At 65.8% G+C, this 14035-nt stretch carries 13 protein-coding genes; 6 read left to right on the top strand and 7 right to left on the bottom strand.

Annotation, left to right across the window (positions count from 1 at the left end):
* Nucleotides 1–58: 58 nt before the first annotated feature.
* The 7 genes from FBY40_RS02610 to dnaA form a co-directional block, all read right to left on the bottom strand.
* Nucleotides 59–463, bottom strand: coding sequence for a DUF3566 domain-containing protein (locus FBY40_RS02610; RefSeq protein WP_124292011.1), 405 nt, complete (start codon nt 461–463; stop codon nt 59–61).
* Nucleotides 460–3084 carry a DNA gyrase subunit A gene (gene gyrA / locus FBY40_RS02615; protein WP_141936185.1) on the bottom strand — a complete coding sequence of 875 codons (2625 nt, stop codon included), beginning with the start codon at nt 3082–3084 and terminating at the stop codon, nt 460–462. Before gyrA ends, FBY40_RS02610 begins: the two co-directional genes overlap by 4 nt.
* Nucleotides 3085–3145: 61 nt before the next feature.
* Nucleotides 3146–5194 carry a DNA topoisomerase (ATP-hydrolyzing) subunit B gene (gyrB, locus tag FBY40_RS02620; RefSeq protein ID WP_141936186.1) on the bottom strand — a complete coding sequence of 683 codons (2049 nt, stop codon included), beginning with the start codon at nt 5192–5194 and terminating at the stop codon, nt 3146–3148.
* A gap of 121 nt (nt 5195–5315) precedes the next feature.
* Complete coding sequence (locus tag FBY40_RS02625; RefSeq protein WP_141936187.1) at nt 5316–5813, bottom strand: DUF721 domain-containing protein; 498 nt, start codon at nt 5811–5813, stop codon at nt 5316–5318.
* A complete protein-coding gene (recF, locus tag FBY40_RS02630) occupies nt 5806–7059 on the bottom strand; it encodes a DNA replication/repair protein RecF (protein ID WP_141936188.1) in 1254 nt (417 codons plus the stop codon). The genes FBY40_RS02625 and recF overlap by 8 nt, the downstream gene beginning before the upstream one ends.
* 51 nt (nt 7060–7110) lie before the next feature.
* Nucleotides 7111–8262: a DNA polymerase III subunit beta gene (dnaN, locus tag FBY40_RS02635; RefSeq protein ID WP_141936189.1), complete on the bottom strand. Its 1152-nt coding sequence runs from the start codon at nt 8260–8262 to the stop codon at nt 7111–7113.
* Nucleotides 8263–8734: 472 nt separating this feature from the next.
* Nucleotides 8735–10186, bottom strand: a complete 1452-nt coding sequence (dnaA, locus tag FBY40_RS02640) for a chromosomal replication initiator protein DnaA (RefSeq protein ID WP_141936190.1) — start codon at nt 10184–10186, stop codon at nt 8735–8737.
* A 326-nt stretch (nt 10187–10512) separates the two neighbouring features.
* Between dnaA and rpmH the strand changes: the two genes are divergently transcribed.
* Genes rpmH through rsmG form a run of 6 tightly spaced genes read left to right on the top strand, consistent with a single transcriptional unit; the run spans nt 10513 to nt 13607 of the window.
* Nucleotides 10513–10650: a 50S ribosomal protein L34 gene (rpmH, locus tag FBY40_RS02645; protein WP_124292004.1), complete on the top strand. Its 138-nt coding sequence runs from the start codon at nt 10513–10515 to the stop codon at nt 10648–10650.
* 8 nt (nt 10651–10658) lie between these two features.
* On the top strand, nt 10659–10997 hold the full coding sequence (rnpA, locus tag FBY40_RS02650; RefSeq protein ID WP_141936191.1) for a ribonuclease P protein component: 339 nt from the start codon (nt 10659–10661) through the stop codon (nt 10995–10997).
* A complete protein-coding gene (gene yidD / locus FBY40_RS02655) occupies nt 10994–11350 on the top strand; it encodes a membrane protein insertion efficiency factor YidD (RefSeq protein ID WP_141936192.1) in 357 nt (118 codons plus the stop codon). The genes rnpA and yidD overlap by 4 nt, the downstream gene beginning before the upstream one ends.
* A gap of 8 nt (nt 11351–11358) precedes the next feature.
* On the top strand, nt 11359–12408 hold the full coding sequence (gene yidC, locus FBY40_RS02660) for a membrane protein insertase YidC (RefSeq protein ID WP_141936193.1): 1050 nt from the start codon (nt 11359–11361) through the stop codon (nt 12406–12408).
* 28 nt (nt 12409–12436) lie between these two features.
* A complete protein-coding gene (locus FBY40_RS17515) occupies nt 12437–12946 on the top strand; it encodes a Jag family protein (protein ID WP_235014471.1) in 510 nt (169 codons plus the stop codon).
* Nucleotides 12939–13607: a 16S rRNA (guanine(527)-N(7))-methyltransferase RsmG gene (gene rsmG, locus FBY40_RS02665; RefSeq protein WP_235014473.1), complete on the top strand. Its 669-nt coding sequence runs from the start codon at nt 12939–12941 to the stop codon at nt 13605–13607. The genes FBY40_RS17515 and rsmG overlap by 8 nt, the downstream gene beginning before the upstream one ends.
* Nucleotides 13608–14035: the final 428 nt, after the last annotated feature.

Here is a 14035-nt window from a genome sequence, read left to right on the forward strand (position 1 = left end):
CGACTCGCGTCGCCAACCTCCAAGAGATTACCGGACGCGACCGGTTTTCTCGAATCGGTCAGTTGGAGGTGAAGCCGACCAGCAGGCCGCCGGTGACCTTCACCGCGAGGTTGTAGATGCCGGCCATGACCGCACCGAGCACCGTGACGACGACGAGGTTCAGGATGCCCACGACCGCCGCGAACGCGAGCACCTGCGGGAGGCCGAGGAACTGCGCCAGCACGAAGCCGCCGTCGGTGAAGCTCGCCAGCAGCTCGTCGACTTCGGCGATGAGCCCGGTGGTCGACACCACGAGGTAGATCATGACGAGCGAGACGACAGTGACGATCGCCACTGCCACAGCCGCGAGGAACGACAGCTTGACCGCCGACCAGAAGTCGACGTACACCAGACGCAGGCGCACCTGCTTGGCGCTGGTCTTGCTGCTGGACTTACGGGCGAGCTTGTCGGCTACCGTGCTCATGCGTCAGTACTTCCTTCGGGCGTCTCGGGGGTGTCGGGTGCATCCGCCTCCTGCGGCACCGCACCGGCCGGGAGGTCTGGGTCGGCCGCCAGACTCGAGTCTGCCTCGGGTGCCTCGCCGTTCTCTGTGAGATTGCGCTCGGAGTTCCTGGCGATCGCGATGATCCGATCATCGTCGCCGGCACGGGCGAACACGACACCCATCGTGTCGCGTCCCTTGGCAGGCACCTCGGCCACCGCAGAGCGTACCACCTTGCCGCTGGCAAGGACCACCAAGACCTCGTCGTCCTCCGAGGCGATGAGACCGCCCGCGAGAACACCGCGATCCTCCGTCAGACGCGCCACCTTGATGCCGAGACCGCCTCGCGTCTGACTGCGGTACTGATCGACCGAGGTGCGCTTGGCATACCCGCCTTCGGTGACGACGAAGACGAAACCGTCTTCCGAGACCACCGAAGCCGACAGCAGCGAGTCGTCGCCGCGGAACGACATGCCCTTCACACCCTCGGTGGCGCGCCCCATCGGGCGCAGCGCCTCATCGGTGGCGGTGAAGCGCAGCGACATCCCGTGCCGACTGATGAGAAGGAGGTCGTCGCCGTCGTTCACGAGCATCGCGCTAACGAGCTCATCGCCGTTCTCCTCATCGGCGCCGCGCAGCTTGATGGCGATGACACCGCCCTGACGGTTCGTGTCGTACTCGGTGAGGCGGGTCTTCTTGACCAGCCCGCTGCGCGTTGCGAGCACGAGGTGCGTGGCAACGTTGTAGTCGCGGATGTCGAGGATCTGCGCGATCTCCTCACCGGGCTGCAGCGCGAGCAGGTTCGCGACGTGCTGTCCCTTCGCATCGCGTCCTGCTTCGGGGACCTCGTACGCCTTCGCGCGGTAGACGCGGCCCTTCGTGGTGAAGAAGAGCAGCCAGTGGTGGGTGGTGGTGACGAAGAAGTGCTCCACCACATCGTCGGCGCGAAGCTGCGCCCCCTTCACCCCGCGACCGCCCCGGTGCTGCGAGCGGTAGTTGTCGCTGCGCGTGCGCTTGATGTAGCCGTCGCGCGTGACGGTGACGACCATCTCCTCTTCAGGGATCAGGTCTTCGACCGACATGTCGCCGTCGTAGCCGGGCAGGATCTCGGTGCGGCGGTCGTCGCCGAACTTGTCCACGATGGCGGTCAGCTCGTCGCGGATGATCTCGCGCTGACGCGCCGGATCGGCGAGGATCGCGTTGAACTCGGCGATCTGCGCTTCGATCTCGCGCGCCTCGTCGACGATCTTCTGACGCTCGAGGGCCGCCAGGCGGCGCAGCTGCATCGCCAGGATCGCATCCGCCTGGAGATCGTCGATGTCGAGAAGGGTCTTCAGGCCCTCGCGCGCGTCATCGACGGTCGGCGACCGCCGGATGAGCGCGATGACCTCGTCGAGCGCGTCGAGCGCCTTGAGGTAGCCGCGGAGGATGTGCATCCGCTCCTCCGCCTTGCGCAGGCGGAAGCGGGTGCGGCGGACGATCACATCGACCTGGTGGGTGATCCAGTAGGAGATGAACTGGTCGAGCGAGAGCGTGCGGGGCACACCGTCGACGATCGCCAGCATGTTGGCGCCGAAGTTCTCCTGCAGCTGGGTGTGCTTGTACAGGTTGTTCAGCACGACCTTGGCGACCGCGTCGCGCTTGAGGACGATGACCAGGCGCTGACCGGTACGGCCCGAGGTCTCGTCGCGGATGTCGGCGATGCCGGTGATCTTGCCGTCCCGGGCGAGGTCGCCGATCTTCACGGCGACGTTGTCAGGGTTCACCTGGTAGGGGAGCTCGGTGATCACGAGGCAGGTGCGGCCCTGGATCTCCTCGACGTTGACCACCGCCCGCATGGTGATCGATCCGCGGCCGGTGCGGTACGCCTCTTTGATGCCGCGGGTGCCGAGGATCTGCGCGGAGGTGGGGAAGTCCGGCCCGGGGATGCGCTCCATCAGCGCCTCGAGCAGCTCCTCGCGCGTGGCATCGGGGTTCTCAAGCGCCCAGAGCGCTCCGGAGGCGACCTCCCGCAGGTTGTGGGGAGGGATGTTGGTGGCCATGCCGACCGCGATGCCGACGGATCCGTTGACGAGGAGGTTCGGGAATCGCGAGGGGAGGACGACGGGCTCCTGGGTGCGTCCGTCGTAGTTCGGCTCGAAGTCGACCGTTTCCTCTTCGATGTCGCGCACCATCTCCAGCGCGAGAGGAGCCATCTTCGTCTCGGTGTAACGAGGCGCGGCAGCGCCCTGATTGCCGGGCGAGCCGAAGTTCCCCTGCCCCAGGGCGAGCGGGTACCGCAGCGCCCACGGCTGCACGAGGCGGACGAGGGTGTCGTAGATCGGCGCGTCGCCGTGTGGGTGGAACTGACCCATGACCTCACCGACGACACGGGTGCACTTGGAGAAGGCCTTGTCGGGACGGTAACCGCCGTCGTACATGCCGTAGATCACGCGGCGGTGGACGGGCTTCAAGCCGTCCTCCACCCGCGGCAGGGCACGACCCACGATCACGCTCATCGCGTAGTCGAGGTAGCTGCGCTGCATCTCCAGCTGCAGGTCGACCTGGTCGATGCGCCCGTGGTTGTGTCCGGCGTTCACGTCAGGACGCTCGTCGTCAGCCATCAGTTGTCTCTACTTTCTTCGTTTCGTCTCGCGAGAGACGGAACGCGCATGGATCGCGTCGTCAGATGTCGAGGAAGCGCACGTCTTTGGCGTTGCGCTGGATGAATCCGCGCCGCGACTCGACGTCTTCGCCCATCAGGACCGAGAAGATCTCGTCGGCCGCCGCGGCGTCGTCGATGGTCACCTGGCGGAGGATCCGGGTCTCGGGATTCATGGTGGTCTCCCACAGCTCGTGATCGTTCATCTCACCGAGACCCTTGTAGCGCTGGATGCCGCCGTCGTTGGCCTTGGGCAGGCGGTTGCCGCGGGCCTGCCCTTCGACGAGCATCGCATCGCGCTCCCGGTCGCTGAAGGCGTACTCATGATCGGCATTCGACCACTTCAGCCGGAAGAGCGGCGGCTGTGCGAGGTAGACGTAGCCCGCCTCGATCAGTCCGCGCATGTAACGGAAGAGGAGAGTGAGCAGCAGCGTCGTGATGTGCTGACCATCGACGTCGGCATCGGCCATGAGCACGATCTTGTGATAGCGCGCCTTCGCGATGTCGAAGTCCTCGCCGATCCCCGTGCCGAAGGCCTGGATCATCGCCTGGACCTCTTTGTTGCCGAGTGCCCGGTCGAGGCGCGCACGCTCGACGTTGAGGATCTTGCCCCGCAGCGCGAGGATCGCCTGGGTGCGCGGGTCGCGCCCCTGCACGGCCGATCCGCCGGCCGAGTCGCCCTCGACGAGGAAGATTTCGCTGATCGAGGGGTCCTTGCTGGTGCAGTCCTTCAGCTTGTCGGGCATCGCCGCCGACTCGAAGACGCTCTTGCGGCGCGCGGTCTCGCGGGCCTTGCGGGCGGCGAGACGTGCGGTCGCGGCGTCGATGGCCTTGCGGATGATGTTCTTCGCCTGCACCGGATTGCGGTCGAACCAGTCGCCCAGTCGATCGCCGACGACCTTCTGCACGAACGCCTTGGCCTCGGTGTTGCCGAGCTTGGTCTTGGTCTGCCCCTCGAACTGCGGCTCGGAGAGCTTGACCGAGATGACCGCGGTGAGCCCCTCGCGGACGTCTTCGCCCGAGAGGTTCTCGTCCTTCTCCTTCAGGAGGTTGTTGGCACGGGCGTACCGGTTCACGAGCGCGGTCAGCGCCGCGCGGAACCCTTCCTCGTGCGTCCCGCCCTCGTGGGTGTTGATGGTGTTGGCGAAGGTGAACACGTTCTCGGTGTAGCTCGTGGTCCACTGCATCGCCATCTCGAGGGCGATCTTGCGGTCGGTGTCCTCGGACTCGAACGCGATCACCTCTTCGTTGACGATCTCGGCTCGGCGCACCTTGTTGAGGTACTCGACGTAGTCGACCAGCCCGCGCTCGTAGAAGAAGCTGTCACGCGGATGGTGCGGCTTCTCCTCGCCCGACTCGTCGGCCTCGACCGACACAGCGCTCTCGCGCTCGTCGCTCAGGGTGATCCGCAGCCCCTTGTTGAGGAACGCCATCTGCTGGAAGCGGGTGCGCAGGGTCTCGTAGTCGAAGTCGACCGTGTCGAAGATGCCGGCGTCTGGCCAGAACGTCACCGTCGTTCCGGTCTGGTCGCTCGGCTCGTCCTTCGACAGGGGCGCCTGCGGTACGCCGCCGTTGCGGTACGACTGCCGCCACACGTGGCCTTGACGGCGCACCTCGACCTCGAGGCGAGACGACAGCGCGTTCACGACCGACGAACCGACGCCGTGCAGACCACCCGAGACCGCGTACCCGCCGCCGCCGAACTTTCCGCCGGCGTGCAGGACGGTCAGCACGACCTCGACGGTGGACTTGCCCTCGGTGCGGTGCATGTCGACGGGGATGCCACGGCCGTTGTCGATCACGCGGATGGCGCCGTCTTCGAGGATCGTGACCTCGATCGCATCGCAGTAGCCCGCAAGCGCCTCATCGACGGCGTTGTCGACGATCTCGTAGACCAGGTGGTGCAGGCCGCGCTCGCCGGTCGAGCCGATGTACATGCCCGGGCGTTTGCGGACCGCTTCGAGGCCCTCGAGCACCTGGATGTCGTCGGCTCCGTATTCGCCTGCCACGCGGTTGTCCGCGGAACGCGGCTCGGTGCTTTCGGGAACGCTTTCAGGGGTCACAGACGTCATAGATTTCCAGCGCTCCACATCGGTTCACGAACCTTCACAGTCTATCAAGCCGATGACTCGTTTCACGCCCTCTACGCCGCTGTGGCGGCATGAAATGCGCCCGGACAGGATCGGACGTGGCTCAACCGTAGGTATCGCGCGGACCGCGCCCTGGAATGGCTCTCGGACCCCATTTCCAGGAGGGGACGTCCGGTCCGATGAAACGGATGGACTCCACACCCGCCTCGGGATAGCGGCGAACGATCTCCGACAGGATGTGCGCGCGCATCAGCTGCAGTTGCTTGGCCCAGGCCGTCGAGTCGGCCTGGACGGTGAGGATGCCGCGATCGAAGGCGACCGGACGGGTGTGGTGCGCGGTGTTGTCGCCTGCCACCTCGTTCCATGTGCGCACCACGTCTTCCCGGGCCAGCTGGGGCTCCCACCCGGCTTGCCGGGTGAGGTCGGCCAGCACATCGGCCACACCTTTGGGGTCGCGCCCCGGCGCGAAGGGCTGATGCGCCTCGTCGACGTCTCGTGTGCGACGGCGACGACGCAGTGCGCGGGGCGAGGGGTCGAGACCGCGCAGTCGCAGATAGGTGGCGATCGTCTCGGGAACCGATTCGGCGTCGGGCTCAGTCATTCACGCCGCCCCCGTCGACCGGGTCGACCGAGTCGACGACGATGGCCGCCGACGCCGGGGACCCGGAGTCCTCGGGACCGAAGATCTCGCCCGCCTCGACTCGGAGTGTGTGCGCGCGCAGCGCGCCGGGCACGTCGGCGCCGACCGCTGCCGTGACGATCACCTGCTCGAACCCCGCCGTCAGCTCCGCCAGGCGTCCCCGACGCCCGCTGTCGAGTTCGGCGAAGACGTCGTCGAGGATGACGATCGGATCGCCGAGCTGCGAGTCGGCCCGCAGCAGCTCGGCCGACGCGAGACGCAGCGACAGGGCGACCGACCACGACTCGCCGTGCGATGCGTAGCCCTTGACGGGCAGTCCGCGCACGCGCAGGACGAGGTCGTCTCGATGGGGACCGACGAGGGTGACGCCGCGGTCGAGCTCGGCGGGACGCCGCGCTGCCAGCGCGGCGCGGAACTGTGCGACGACGTCGGCCGTCGGGGGAACGGTCGCAGACGCGGCATCCCTCCTCGGCTCGTCCGCGGCGGCGTCGTCGTCGGAGTCGGAATCGCGCGAGAACGACAGGGCCCATTCGAGCTCGGGACGATGATCCTCACCCGCGATCGCACGGTACGCCGCGGCGACAGGCGGGGTGAGATCGGCGGCGAGCGCGATCCGCGCACGGATGATCTCGGTTCCGAGTGCGACGAGCTTGTCGTCCCACACATCGAGGGTCGAAAGCGCGTCGGCTTTGAGCCCTCGGGCGCGCGCCGACTTCAGCAGTGCGGTGCGCTGCTTGAGCACGCGATCGTAGTCGGCCAGGACTCCGGCCATGCGCGGGGTTTGCTGAACGAGCAGCTGATCGGCGAAACGGCGTCGCGCCGACGGATCGCCGCGAACGATCTGAAGATCCTCGGGGGCGAACAGCACCACTTGCGCGTAGCGCGGCAATTCGGCGGTGCGCACCGGGGCACCATTGACACGTGCCTTGTTGGATCCCTGTCGATTGACCTGGGCCTCGAGCTGCACGCGACGCTCGCCGTGGGCGAGACGTGCACGCACGATCGCGTATTCGGCTCCGTCGCGCACCATCGGCGCATCACTTGAGACTCGATGCGACCCCAGGGTGGCGAAGAAGGCGATCGCCTCGACGAGATTCGTCTTCCCCTGCCCGTTCTTGCCGACGAAGACGTTGGGACCGGGGACCAGGGTCAGGTCGACGGCCGCGTAGTTGCGGAAGTCGACGAGGCTCAGGTGCTCCACGATCACCGTGACAGCCTAGTTCGACGCTCCGACGTCGTCCCCGGGACCCGGATCGAGTCAGCGCAGCAGCAGGTTCGGCTGCAGCAGGTACTTGAACGACTCCGCGCCACCCTTGTCGACCGAGGTCTGCGGGGTGATCAGCACCGGGCTCAGCTTGTTGGCGTTCTCGCTCGAGGTGAACGTGATGCGGGTGAACTCGCTGCGCACTGCGCCCAGGGATTCGAGGAGGTACTGCGGGTTCAGACCCAGCGTCACATCGTCGCCGACGAGCGTGGCGTCCACCGACTCGGTCGCGCGGGCCTGCTCGGTGCCCGACGCGTCCATGGCGACCCCCTCCGACGTGAAGGTGAACCGCAGCGGTGCGGAACGGTCGAGCACGAGGGAGACGCGACGCACGGCCTCGGCCAGCTCGGCGGTGTTGACCACCGCGTGGTGCTCGGTCTGCTCGGGGAACAGACGTCGCACGGGCGGGAAGTTCCCCTTGATCAGCAGGGAGGTCACCGTCTTGTTGCCGGCAGTGAAGGCGATGATCTCGCGGTCACCCGCGCCCGAGAAGGCGATCGAGATGTCGCCGCCGTGGGCGAAGGTCTTGCCCACCTCGGTCAGGGTGCGCGCGGGAACCAGAGCGGTGGTGGCCTCATCGGATGCCGCAGAGCCGCCATCCCACGGGATCTCACGCAGCGCCACGCGGTACCGGTCTGTTGCGACGAGGCTGAGCCGGGTACCGGTGACCTCGAGCTGGACGCCCGTGAGGACGGGGGTGACGTCATCACGGGATGCCGCGAAAGCCACCTGCGCGATGGCGGTGGCGAAGTCCTCCGCGGGCACGAGGCCCGATTCGCCCGTGACCTCGGGGATCGCCGGGTACTCCTGCACCGGCATCGACGACAGCGTGAAGCGCGCCGACCCGCACGTAAGGAGGATCCCGCCGTCATCCTCCACCGCGATCTGGATCGGGGCGTTGGGCAGGCGGCTGGCGATCTCGGAGAGCAGGCGTCCGTGGACGAGGATCGTTCCGGGCTCATCGACCGTGGCGTCGATCGTCGTACGAGCCGACGCTTCGTAGTCGAACGCCGACAGAGACAGTCCGGACTCACCCGCCTCGATGAGCACACCGGCCAGGATCGGCTGCGGATTGCGCTGCGGAAGGAGCTTCACCACGAATGACACGGCTTCGCTGAACACATCGCGATTGACGTGGAACTTCACGGGTGCTCCCTCGACGTCGGGCTGGGCCTTCTCATGCTAGTAGTCGGCCTCGCCCATGCTAGTGCCCGCATCAAGCCGCATCCGGACGTGTTCTCCCCACGGACCGAGCCTGTGGAGGTGATCGGATGAGCTTTCTCTAGATCTTTCTCTGTCTTCTTGTTAACAGCTGTGGAAACTGTGGAGAACCGGCTCGATGCCACTCAGCACAGGGGAACTACACGTATGTGAGTTGTGGAGCGGCTGCGGACGAGGGGGTGAACAGTCCGAGCGCTGACGCCGGGTTATCCCCAGTTCTCCACAGGTAGGTGCAAAGCGTGCACAGTGATTCCGCAGGGCTACGGAGTTATCCACAAGTTTTCCACACTGTGAGGAACCGGATAATGGCGTCGTCCAGGGGGTCGTGTCAAGCACGGATTACGGCATACGCCGTTGCACGACGCCGCGTCGCATGCGGCATGGGAAATCGGTTCGGTCAGCGTCCGCCGCGACCCAGCTGCGTGGTGATCTCGGTCACCTGGTTGTAGATCGAGCGGCGTTCCTTCATCAGGTCGCTGATCTTCTTGTAGGCGTACATCACCGTCGTGTGATCACGGTTTCCGAAGAGCTGTCCGATTTTCGGCAGCGACAGGTTGGTGCGTTCCCGACAGAGGTACATCGCGATCTGTCTCGCGGTCGCCACGGCCTGGGATCTGCTTGAGCCGTAGAGGTCGTCGACGGTCAGTTTGAAGTACTGAGCGGTCGCCGTGATGATGTCGGTCGGCGAGATGATGTTCGCGTCATCCTGATCGACGATGTCTCGCAGCACCGTCTGGGCGAGGGACATGTCCAGACTCGAGCGGTTGAGACTGGCGAACGCCGACACGCGGATCAGGGCGCCCTCGAGTTCGCGGATGTTGCTGGAGACGACGGTGGCGATGTATTCGAGCACCTCGTCGGGGATGTGCAACCGCTCCGACTGCGCCTTCTTGCGGAGGATGGCGATGCGTGTCTCGAGGTCGGGGGCCTGCACGTCGGTGATGAGACCCCACTCGAACCGGCTGCGCATGCGGTCTTCGAAGCCGGTGAGGTGCTTGGGCGGCACATCGCTGGTGATCACGACCTGCTTGTCGTGGTCATGCAGTGTGTTGAACGTGTGGAAGAAGGCCTCCTGCGTCTCGGCACGGCCCTGGAGGAATTGGATGTCGTCGATGAGGAGGATGTCGACATCGCGATACCTGGCCTGGAAGGCCGATCCGCGGTTGTTGGCGATCGAGTTGATGAAGTCGTTCGTGAACTCTTCGCTCGAGACGTATCGGACCTTGATGCCGGCGTAGAGGCTGATCGCGTAGTCGCCGATGGCGTGCAGCAGGTGAGTCTTCCCGAGCCCGGAGTCGCCGTAGATGAACAGCGGGTTATAGGCCTTGGCCGGAGCCTCGGCGACGGCGACCGCCGCGGCATGGGCGAACCGGTTGGACTGTCCGATGACGAAGTTGTCGAAGGTGTACTTCGGATTCAGTCGCGTGTCGGTGCGCGACACGGATGCAGGTTCCACGGGTTCTTCACGCGGCGACCGGATCGGGGTGAGCGTGGCGGTGACCGTCGGCGCCGAGCCGTTGGATTCCACCGCTGCTGCCTGCGCGACCGGGGCGGACATCGGCGTAGCCACCAGGTCGGGATTGACCACGACCCGGAAAGCACTGGCTGCCGGACTGCCGTCGACATCCACGCGGGAGAGTGCCTCGAGGAGTGGTGCGCGCATGCGCTTGTTCACCTGTGCAGCGGTGAGGTCGTTGGGGACGTCGAGGTAGAGCGTTCCGCCGATGACACCCTGAGGGACGGCGAGGTTCAGGAAGCCGTGGAGCTGCGGGGTGACACGTTCGTCCGTCGCCAGAATCTCCATGACGGCAGGCCAGAACGGTACATCTGGTGCGTCCTGCTCGGCCATGTGCCCCCCGGGTGAGATTCGCGGTCCCAGGCCGTGCGGAGTCGACACGCCGGGCCTGTGGATAACTGCCGGAGCCACGCTAGTCAGCGCAGGTCGCGGGAGCAAACTCCACTGTATGGCGCGGCGGCGTGTCGTGCCACTGCCGAAGTAGGTCACACTGGTAATGCGACGAGAAGCCCGCAGAGCGCGTCGGTTTGAGTTCTCAGGCATCTCGACGTAGCCTTAGTCGGTTGACTTATGCCCTCGTGGCAGTCCCCGTAACGTCGTCCCCGGTCCTCCAAGGGTAGAACCCCGTCCCGGTGACACCTGATCCGGAGTTGATCTCTATGAGCAAGCGCACCTACCAGCCCAACAACCGTCGCCGGGCCAAGAAGCACGGCTTCCGCGCCCGCATGCGCACCCGCGCCGGCCGCGCCATCCTCTCGGCTCGCCGCTCCAAGGGGCGCACCGAGCTCTCCGCCTGATCTGACCGGTGCTCGCGCGGTCGCATCGGCTCACCCGCGGATCGGACTATAAAGCTGTCGTCCGGCGGGGGCGCCGCTGTGCAGGCGCTCATACCGTGACGTATTCGATGCGCGCCGCGGACTCCACCGCACCCAGGTTCGGTTTCATCGTCAGCCGGCAGGTCGGCGGCGCGGTCGTACGCAACACTGTTCGGCGACGGCTGAAAGCGGTGTGTGCAGAGGCGTTGCCCGATGTCGACGAGGGACGGGACATCGTCATCCGCGCCCTTCCCAGTGCGGCGAACGCGACGTTCGCCGACCTTCGCGACGAAGTCACCCGGTGCCTGTCGCGGAAGATCGCGTCATGAGCGTTCTGCCGGCCTATGCCCGTGGCGAGGCGCACTTCGACGCATCCGCTCTTCTCTCCTCGGTGCCGCTCCTTCCTCGCAACGCGCTTCTCGGTCTTCTCCATGCCTACCGTGCGACGATCTCCCACACGTACGGTGATGTGTGCAAGTACTACCCGTCTTGTTCGGCCTATGCGGTCGGTGCGGTGCAGCAGCACGGCGCGATTGTCGGGACGGCCATGACGGCGGCGCGACTTGCGCGCTGCCACCCCTGGGCGAAGGGCGGCGTCGATGACGTTCCTCTCCGCCCCGACTTCCGTCACGGCATCACCCCTCACGGCTTCGTCGTGCCTGCCACCCCTGGAAAGGACTGATCCGTCACATGGATCTCATCGGCATCATCCTCTGGCCACTGAAATGGGTGGTCGAGCTCGTGCTCGTCGCGTGGCACACGCTCTTCACCGCGGTGGGCCTCCCGCCCGCAGACGGCATCACGTGGGTGCTTTCGATCGTCGGTCTCGTCATCGTGGTGCGGGCGGCGCTGATTCCGCTGTTCGTGCGGCAGATCAAGAGCCAGCGCAAGATGATGGAGATCGCTCCTGAACTGCGGAAGGTTCAGGAGAAGTACCGGGGCAAGCGTGATCAGCTCTCTCGCGAGGCGATGAGCCGTGAGACGATGGCGCTGTACAAGAAGCACGGTACGACGCCGGTCTCGAGCTGTCTGCCGCTGCTGGTGCAGATGCCGATCTTCTTCGCGCTGTTCAGTGTGCTCAACGACGTGCGTTTCATCGCCGACCGACCGGATTTTGCTGGTGTCGGCCTGCTCAACAATGAGCTGACGCAGCAGTTCTACGACGCCAAACTCTTCGGCGTCGCGTCGCTCCACGAGACCTTGATCGACGCGTTCAACAGTCAGAACACCGTTGCGATCATCATCCTGCTCACCCTCGTGGTGCTGATGATCGTTTCGCAGTTCTTCACCCAGTTGCAGATCATCTCGAAGAACCTGTCCCCCGAGGCCAAGACCGGCCAGGCGTATCAGATGCAGAAGGTCATGCTCTACGTCCTGCCGTTCGCCTTCGTGTTCTCGGGTGTCTTCTTCCCGCTCGGTGTCGTCATCTACTGGTTCGTGTCGAACCTGTGGACGATGGGTCAGCAGTTCCTCGTCATCCGTGAGATGCCGACGCCTGGTTCGGATGCCGCGAAGGCACGTGAGGAGCGACTCGCGCGAAAGGGCAAGGCCATCGATTCGTCGGGCAAGGTCGTCCCGATCGAGAAGTTCCAGGCCGAGCAGCAGCGACTGCTCGAAGAGGCCGAGCGGGCGAAGGCGACGCAGCCTAAGCGTCAGCAGCCGATGAGCAAGCAGCGAGCCAAGAAGCAGCAGCGTCCGAATTCGCAGGCGGGGCAGAAGCCCGATCCTGCGGCGAGCTGATCCCAACCCTCCCCCTCGAAGGAAACCCATGTCTGACGTCGCGCCTGTTGACGCACGCCCACACCGCGAAGAGCCGTCCGTCGAGCAGCTGGAGGAGGAGGGCGATATCGCCGCCGACTTCATCGAGGGGCTCCTCGACATCGCGGACGTCGACGGCGACCTGACTTTGGACGTCCGTGGAGGTCGTCCGTACGTGTCGGTCGAGGGTGACACGGGGCAATCGCTTTCCCTCCTGTCGGACCCCGACACCGTGCAGGCGCTCCAGGAGTTGACGCGCATCGCGGTGCAGAATCGTACCGGGCGGCTGTCGCGCGTCATTCTCGACATCGGTGGTTCGCGCGATGCACGTCAGCGCGAGCTGGAGAAGCTCGTGGACCGGGCGGCCGCGCGTCTGGACGAGGGAGCGACGCAGGCCTCTCTGCCGGCGATGTCGAGCTACGAGCGCAAGCTCATCCACGACATCGTCGCTGAGCGTGGGCTCGTGTCGGAGTCGTACGGCGAGGGTGCAGACCGTCACACCGTCATCCGACGTGGCTGACGGCCGCGTTTCACGTGAAACCACGGCAGCGGTAGAGGCCGAGCCGGCGGTTGCTGCGACGCTGTTCGGTAACGCGAGCGCCGTTGATCAGGCGCGGCGCTTCACGCGTGCTCTGGCGGAGCAGGGTGAGGAGCGCGGTCTGATCGGTCCGCTGGAACTCCCCCGCCTCTGGACACGTCATGTTTTGAACAGTGTGATCGCCGCACCGCTGTTCCCTGTCGGGCGAGTGGGCGATGTCGGTTCCGGTGCAGGACTCCCGGGAATCGTGTTGGCAATCGCGCGCCCCGATGTGCAGTGGGTGCTCATCGAACCGATGGAGCGCCGTGTTGCATGGCTGTCGGAGCAGGTCGATGCGCTCGGGCTTTCGAACGTCGAGATCGTGCGAGCCCGCGCCGAAGAGTGGTCCGAGGGCGCGGTTCTCGATGCGGTAACGGCTCGCGCAGTCAGTGCCCTCCGAACTCTGCTGCCGTTGACTGCGCCTCTCGTACGCAACGGTGGCGAGCTGATCTTCCTCAAAGGGCAGAACGCGCAGGCGGAGATCGACGCGGCAGCGAAGCAGCTGCGCACGTTCAACGTGGTCGACACGCGCGTCGAGCTCCTGGGCGAGGGCGTGGTCGCCGAACCCACCCGCGCACTCCGCGGTCGCATCGCCCGCCGCTAGCTTCGCCGGCCCCTGCGATCGAGTGGCGCCGAAGGCGGGTATCGAGGCCGCACCGTTTAGGGCGGTGACTCGTTGTTCTCGTCGTGGTCGCGGGTACGCTGCGGACAGCTTCCGGTGATCAAGGATCGCGGCGCTCGCGTATCGAGTTCACTCTCCCGTCGCGGTGGTTGATGATCCAGTGTCGGTCTTCTGAATATGGAGCCGTTCGCGTCCGGGTGATCGAGTAGCGTCCCGGGCCCTCATCGAGGTCCCGCGCGTGAGGTGGCCCCGGACCACGATTCTCCCTGCCCATACGCGTTGAAGCCGCGATCACCCACACCCGCGCCTCAACGCGAAATCTCTACACGGCGTGTAACAACGATCGTCGTGTGACGCAGGTGGAGATCCTCGAGCACAGCGAGCGGTCAACAACCCAGAACCGTGGAGTT

Origin of the sequence: Microbacterium sp. SLBN-154 (genome assembly GCF_006715565.1) — a bacterium.
Taxonomy (GTDB): Bacteria; Actinomycetota; Actinomycetes; order Actinomycetales; family Microbacteriaceae; genus Microbacterium.

Bases quoted from the DNA above. Each gene is read 5' to 3' on its own strand.
- FBY40_RS17515 (WP_235014471.1), top strand. From the start codon at position 12,437: ATGTCTGACGTCGCGCCTGTTGACGCACGCCCACACCGCGAAGAGCCG.
- yidC (WP_141936193.1), top strand. From the start codon at position 11,359: ATGGATCTCATCGGCATCATCCTCTGGCCACTGAAATGGGTGGTCGAG.
- FBY40_RS02625 (WP_141936187.1), bottom strand. From the start codon at position 5,813: ATGACTGAGCCCGACGCCGAATCGGTTCCCGAGACGATCGCCACCTAT.
- gyrA (WP_141936185.1), bottom strand. From the start codon at position 3,084: ATGGCTGACGACGAGCGTCCTGACGTGAACGCCGGACACAACCACGGG.
- dnaA (WP_141936190.1), bottom strand. From the start codon at position 10,186: ATGGCCGAGCAGGACGCACCAGATGTACCGTTCTGGCCTGCCGTCATG.
- gyrB (WP_141936186.1), bottom strand. From the start codon at position 5,194: ATGACGTCTGTGACCCCTGAAAGCGTTCCCGAAAGCACCGAGCCGCGT.
- yidD (WP_141936192.1), top strand. From the start codon at position 10,994: ATGAGCGTTCTGCCGGCCTATGCCCGTGGCGAGGCGCACTTCGACGCA.
- FBY40_RS02610 (WP_124292011.1), bottom strand. From the start codon at position 463: ATGAGCACGGTAGCCGACAAGCTCGCCCGTAAGTCCAGCAGCAAGACC.
- rpmH (WP_124292004.1), top strand. From the start codon at position 10,513: ATGAGCAAGCGCACCTACCAGCCCAACAACCGTCGCCGGGCCAAGAAG.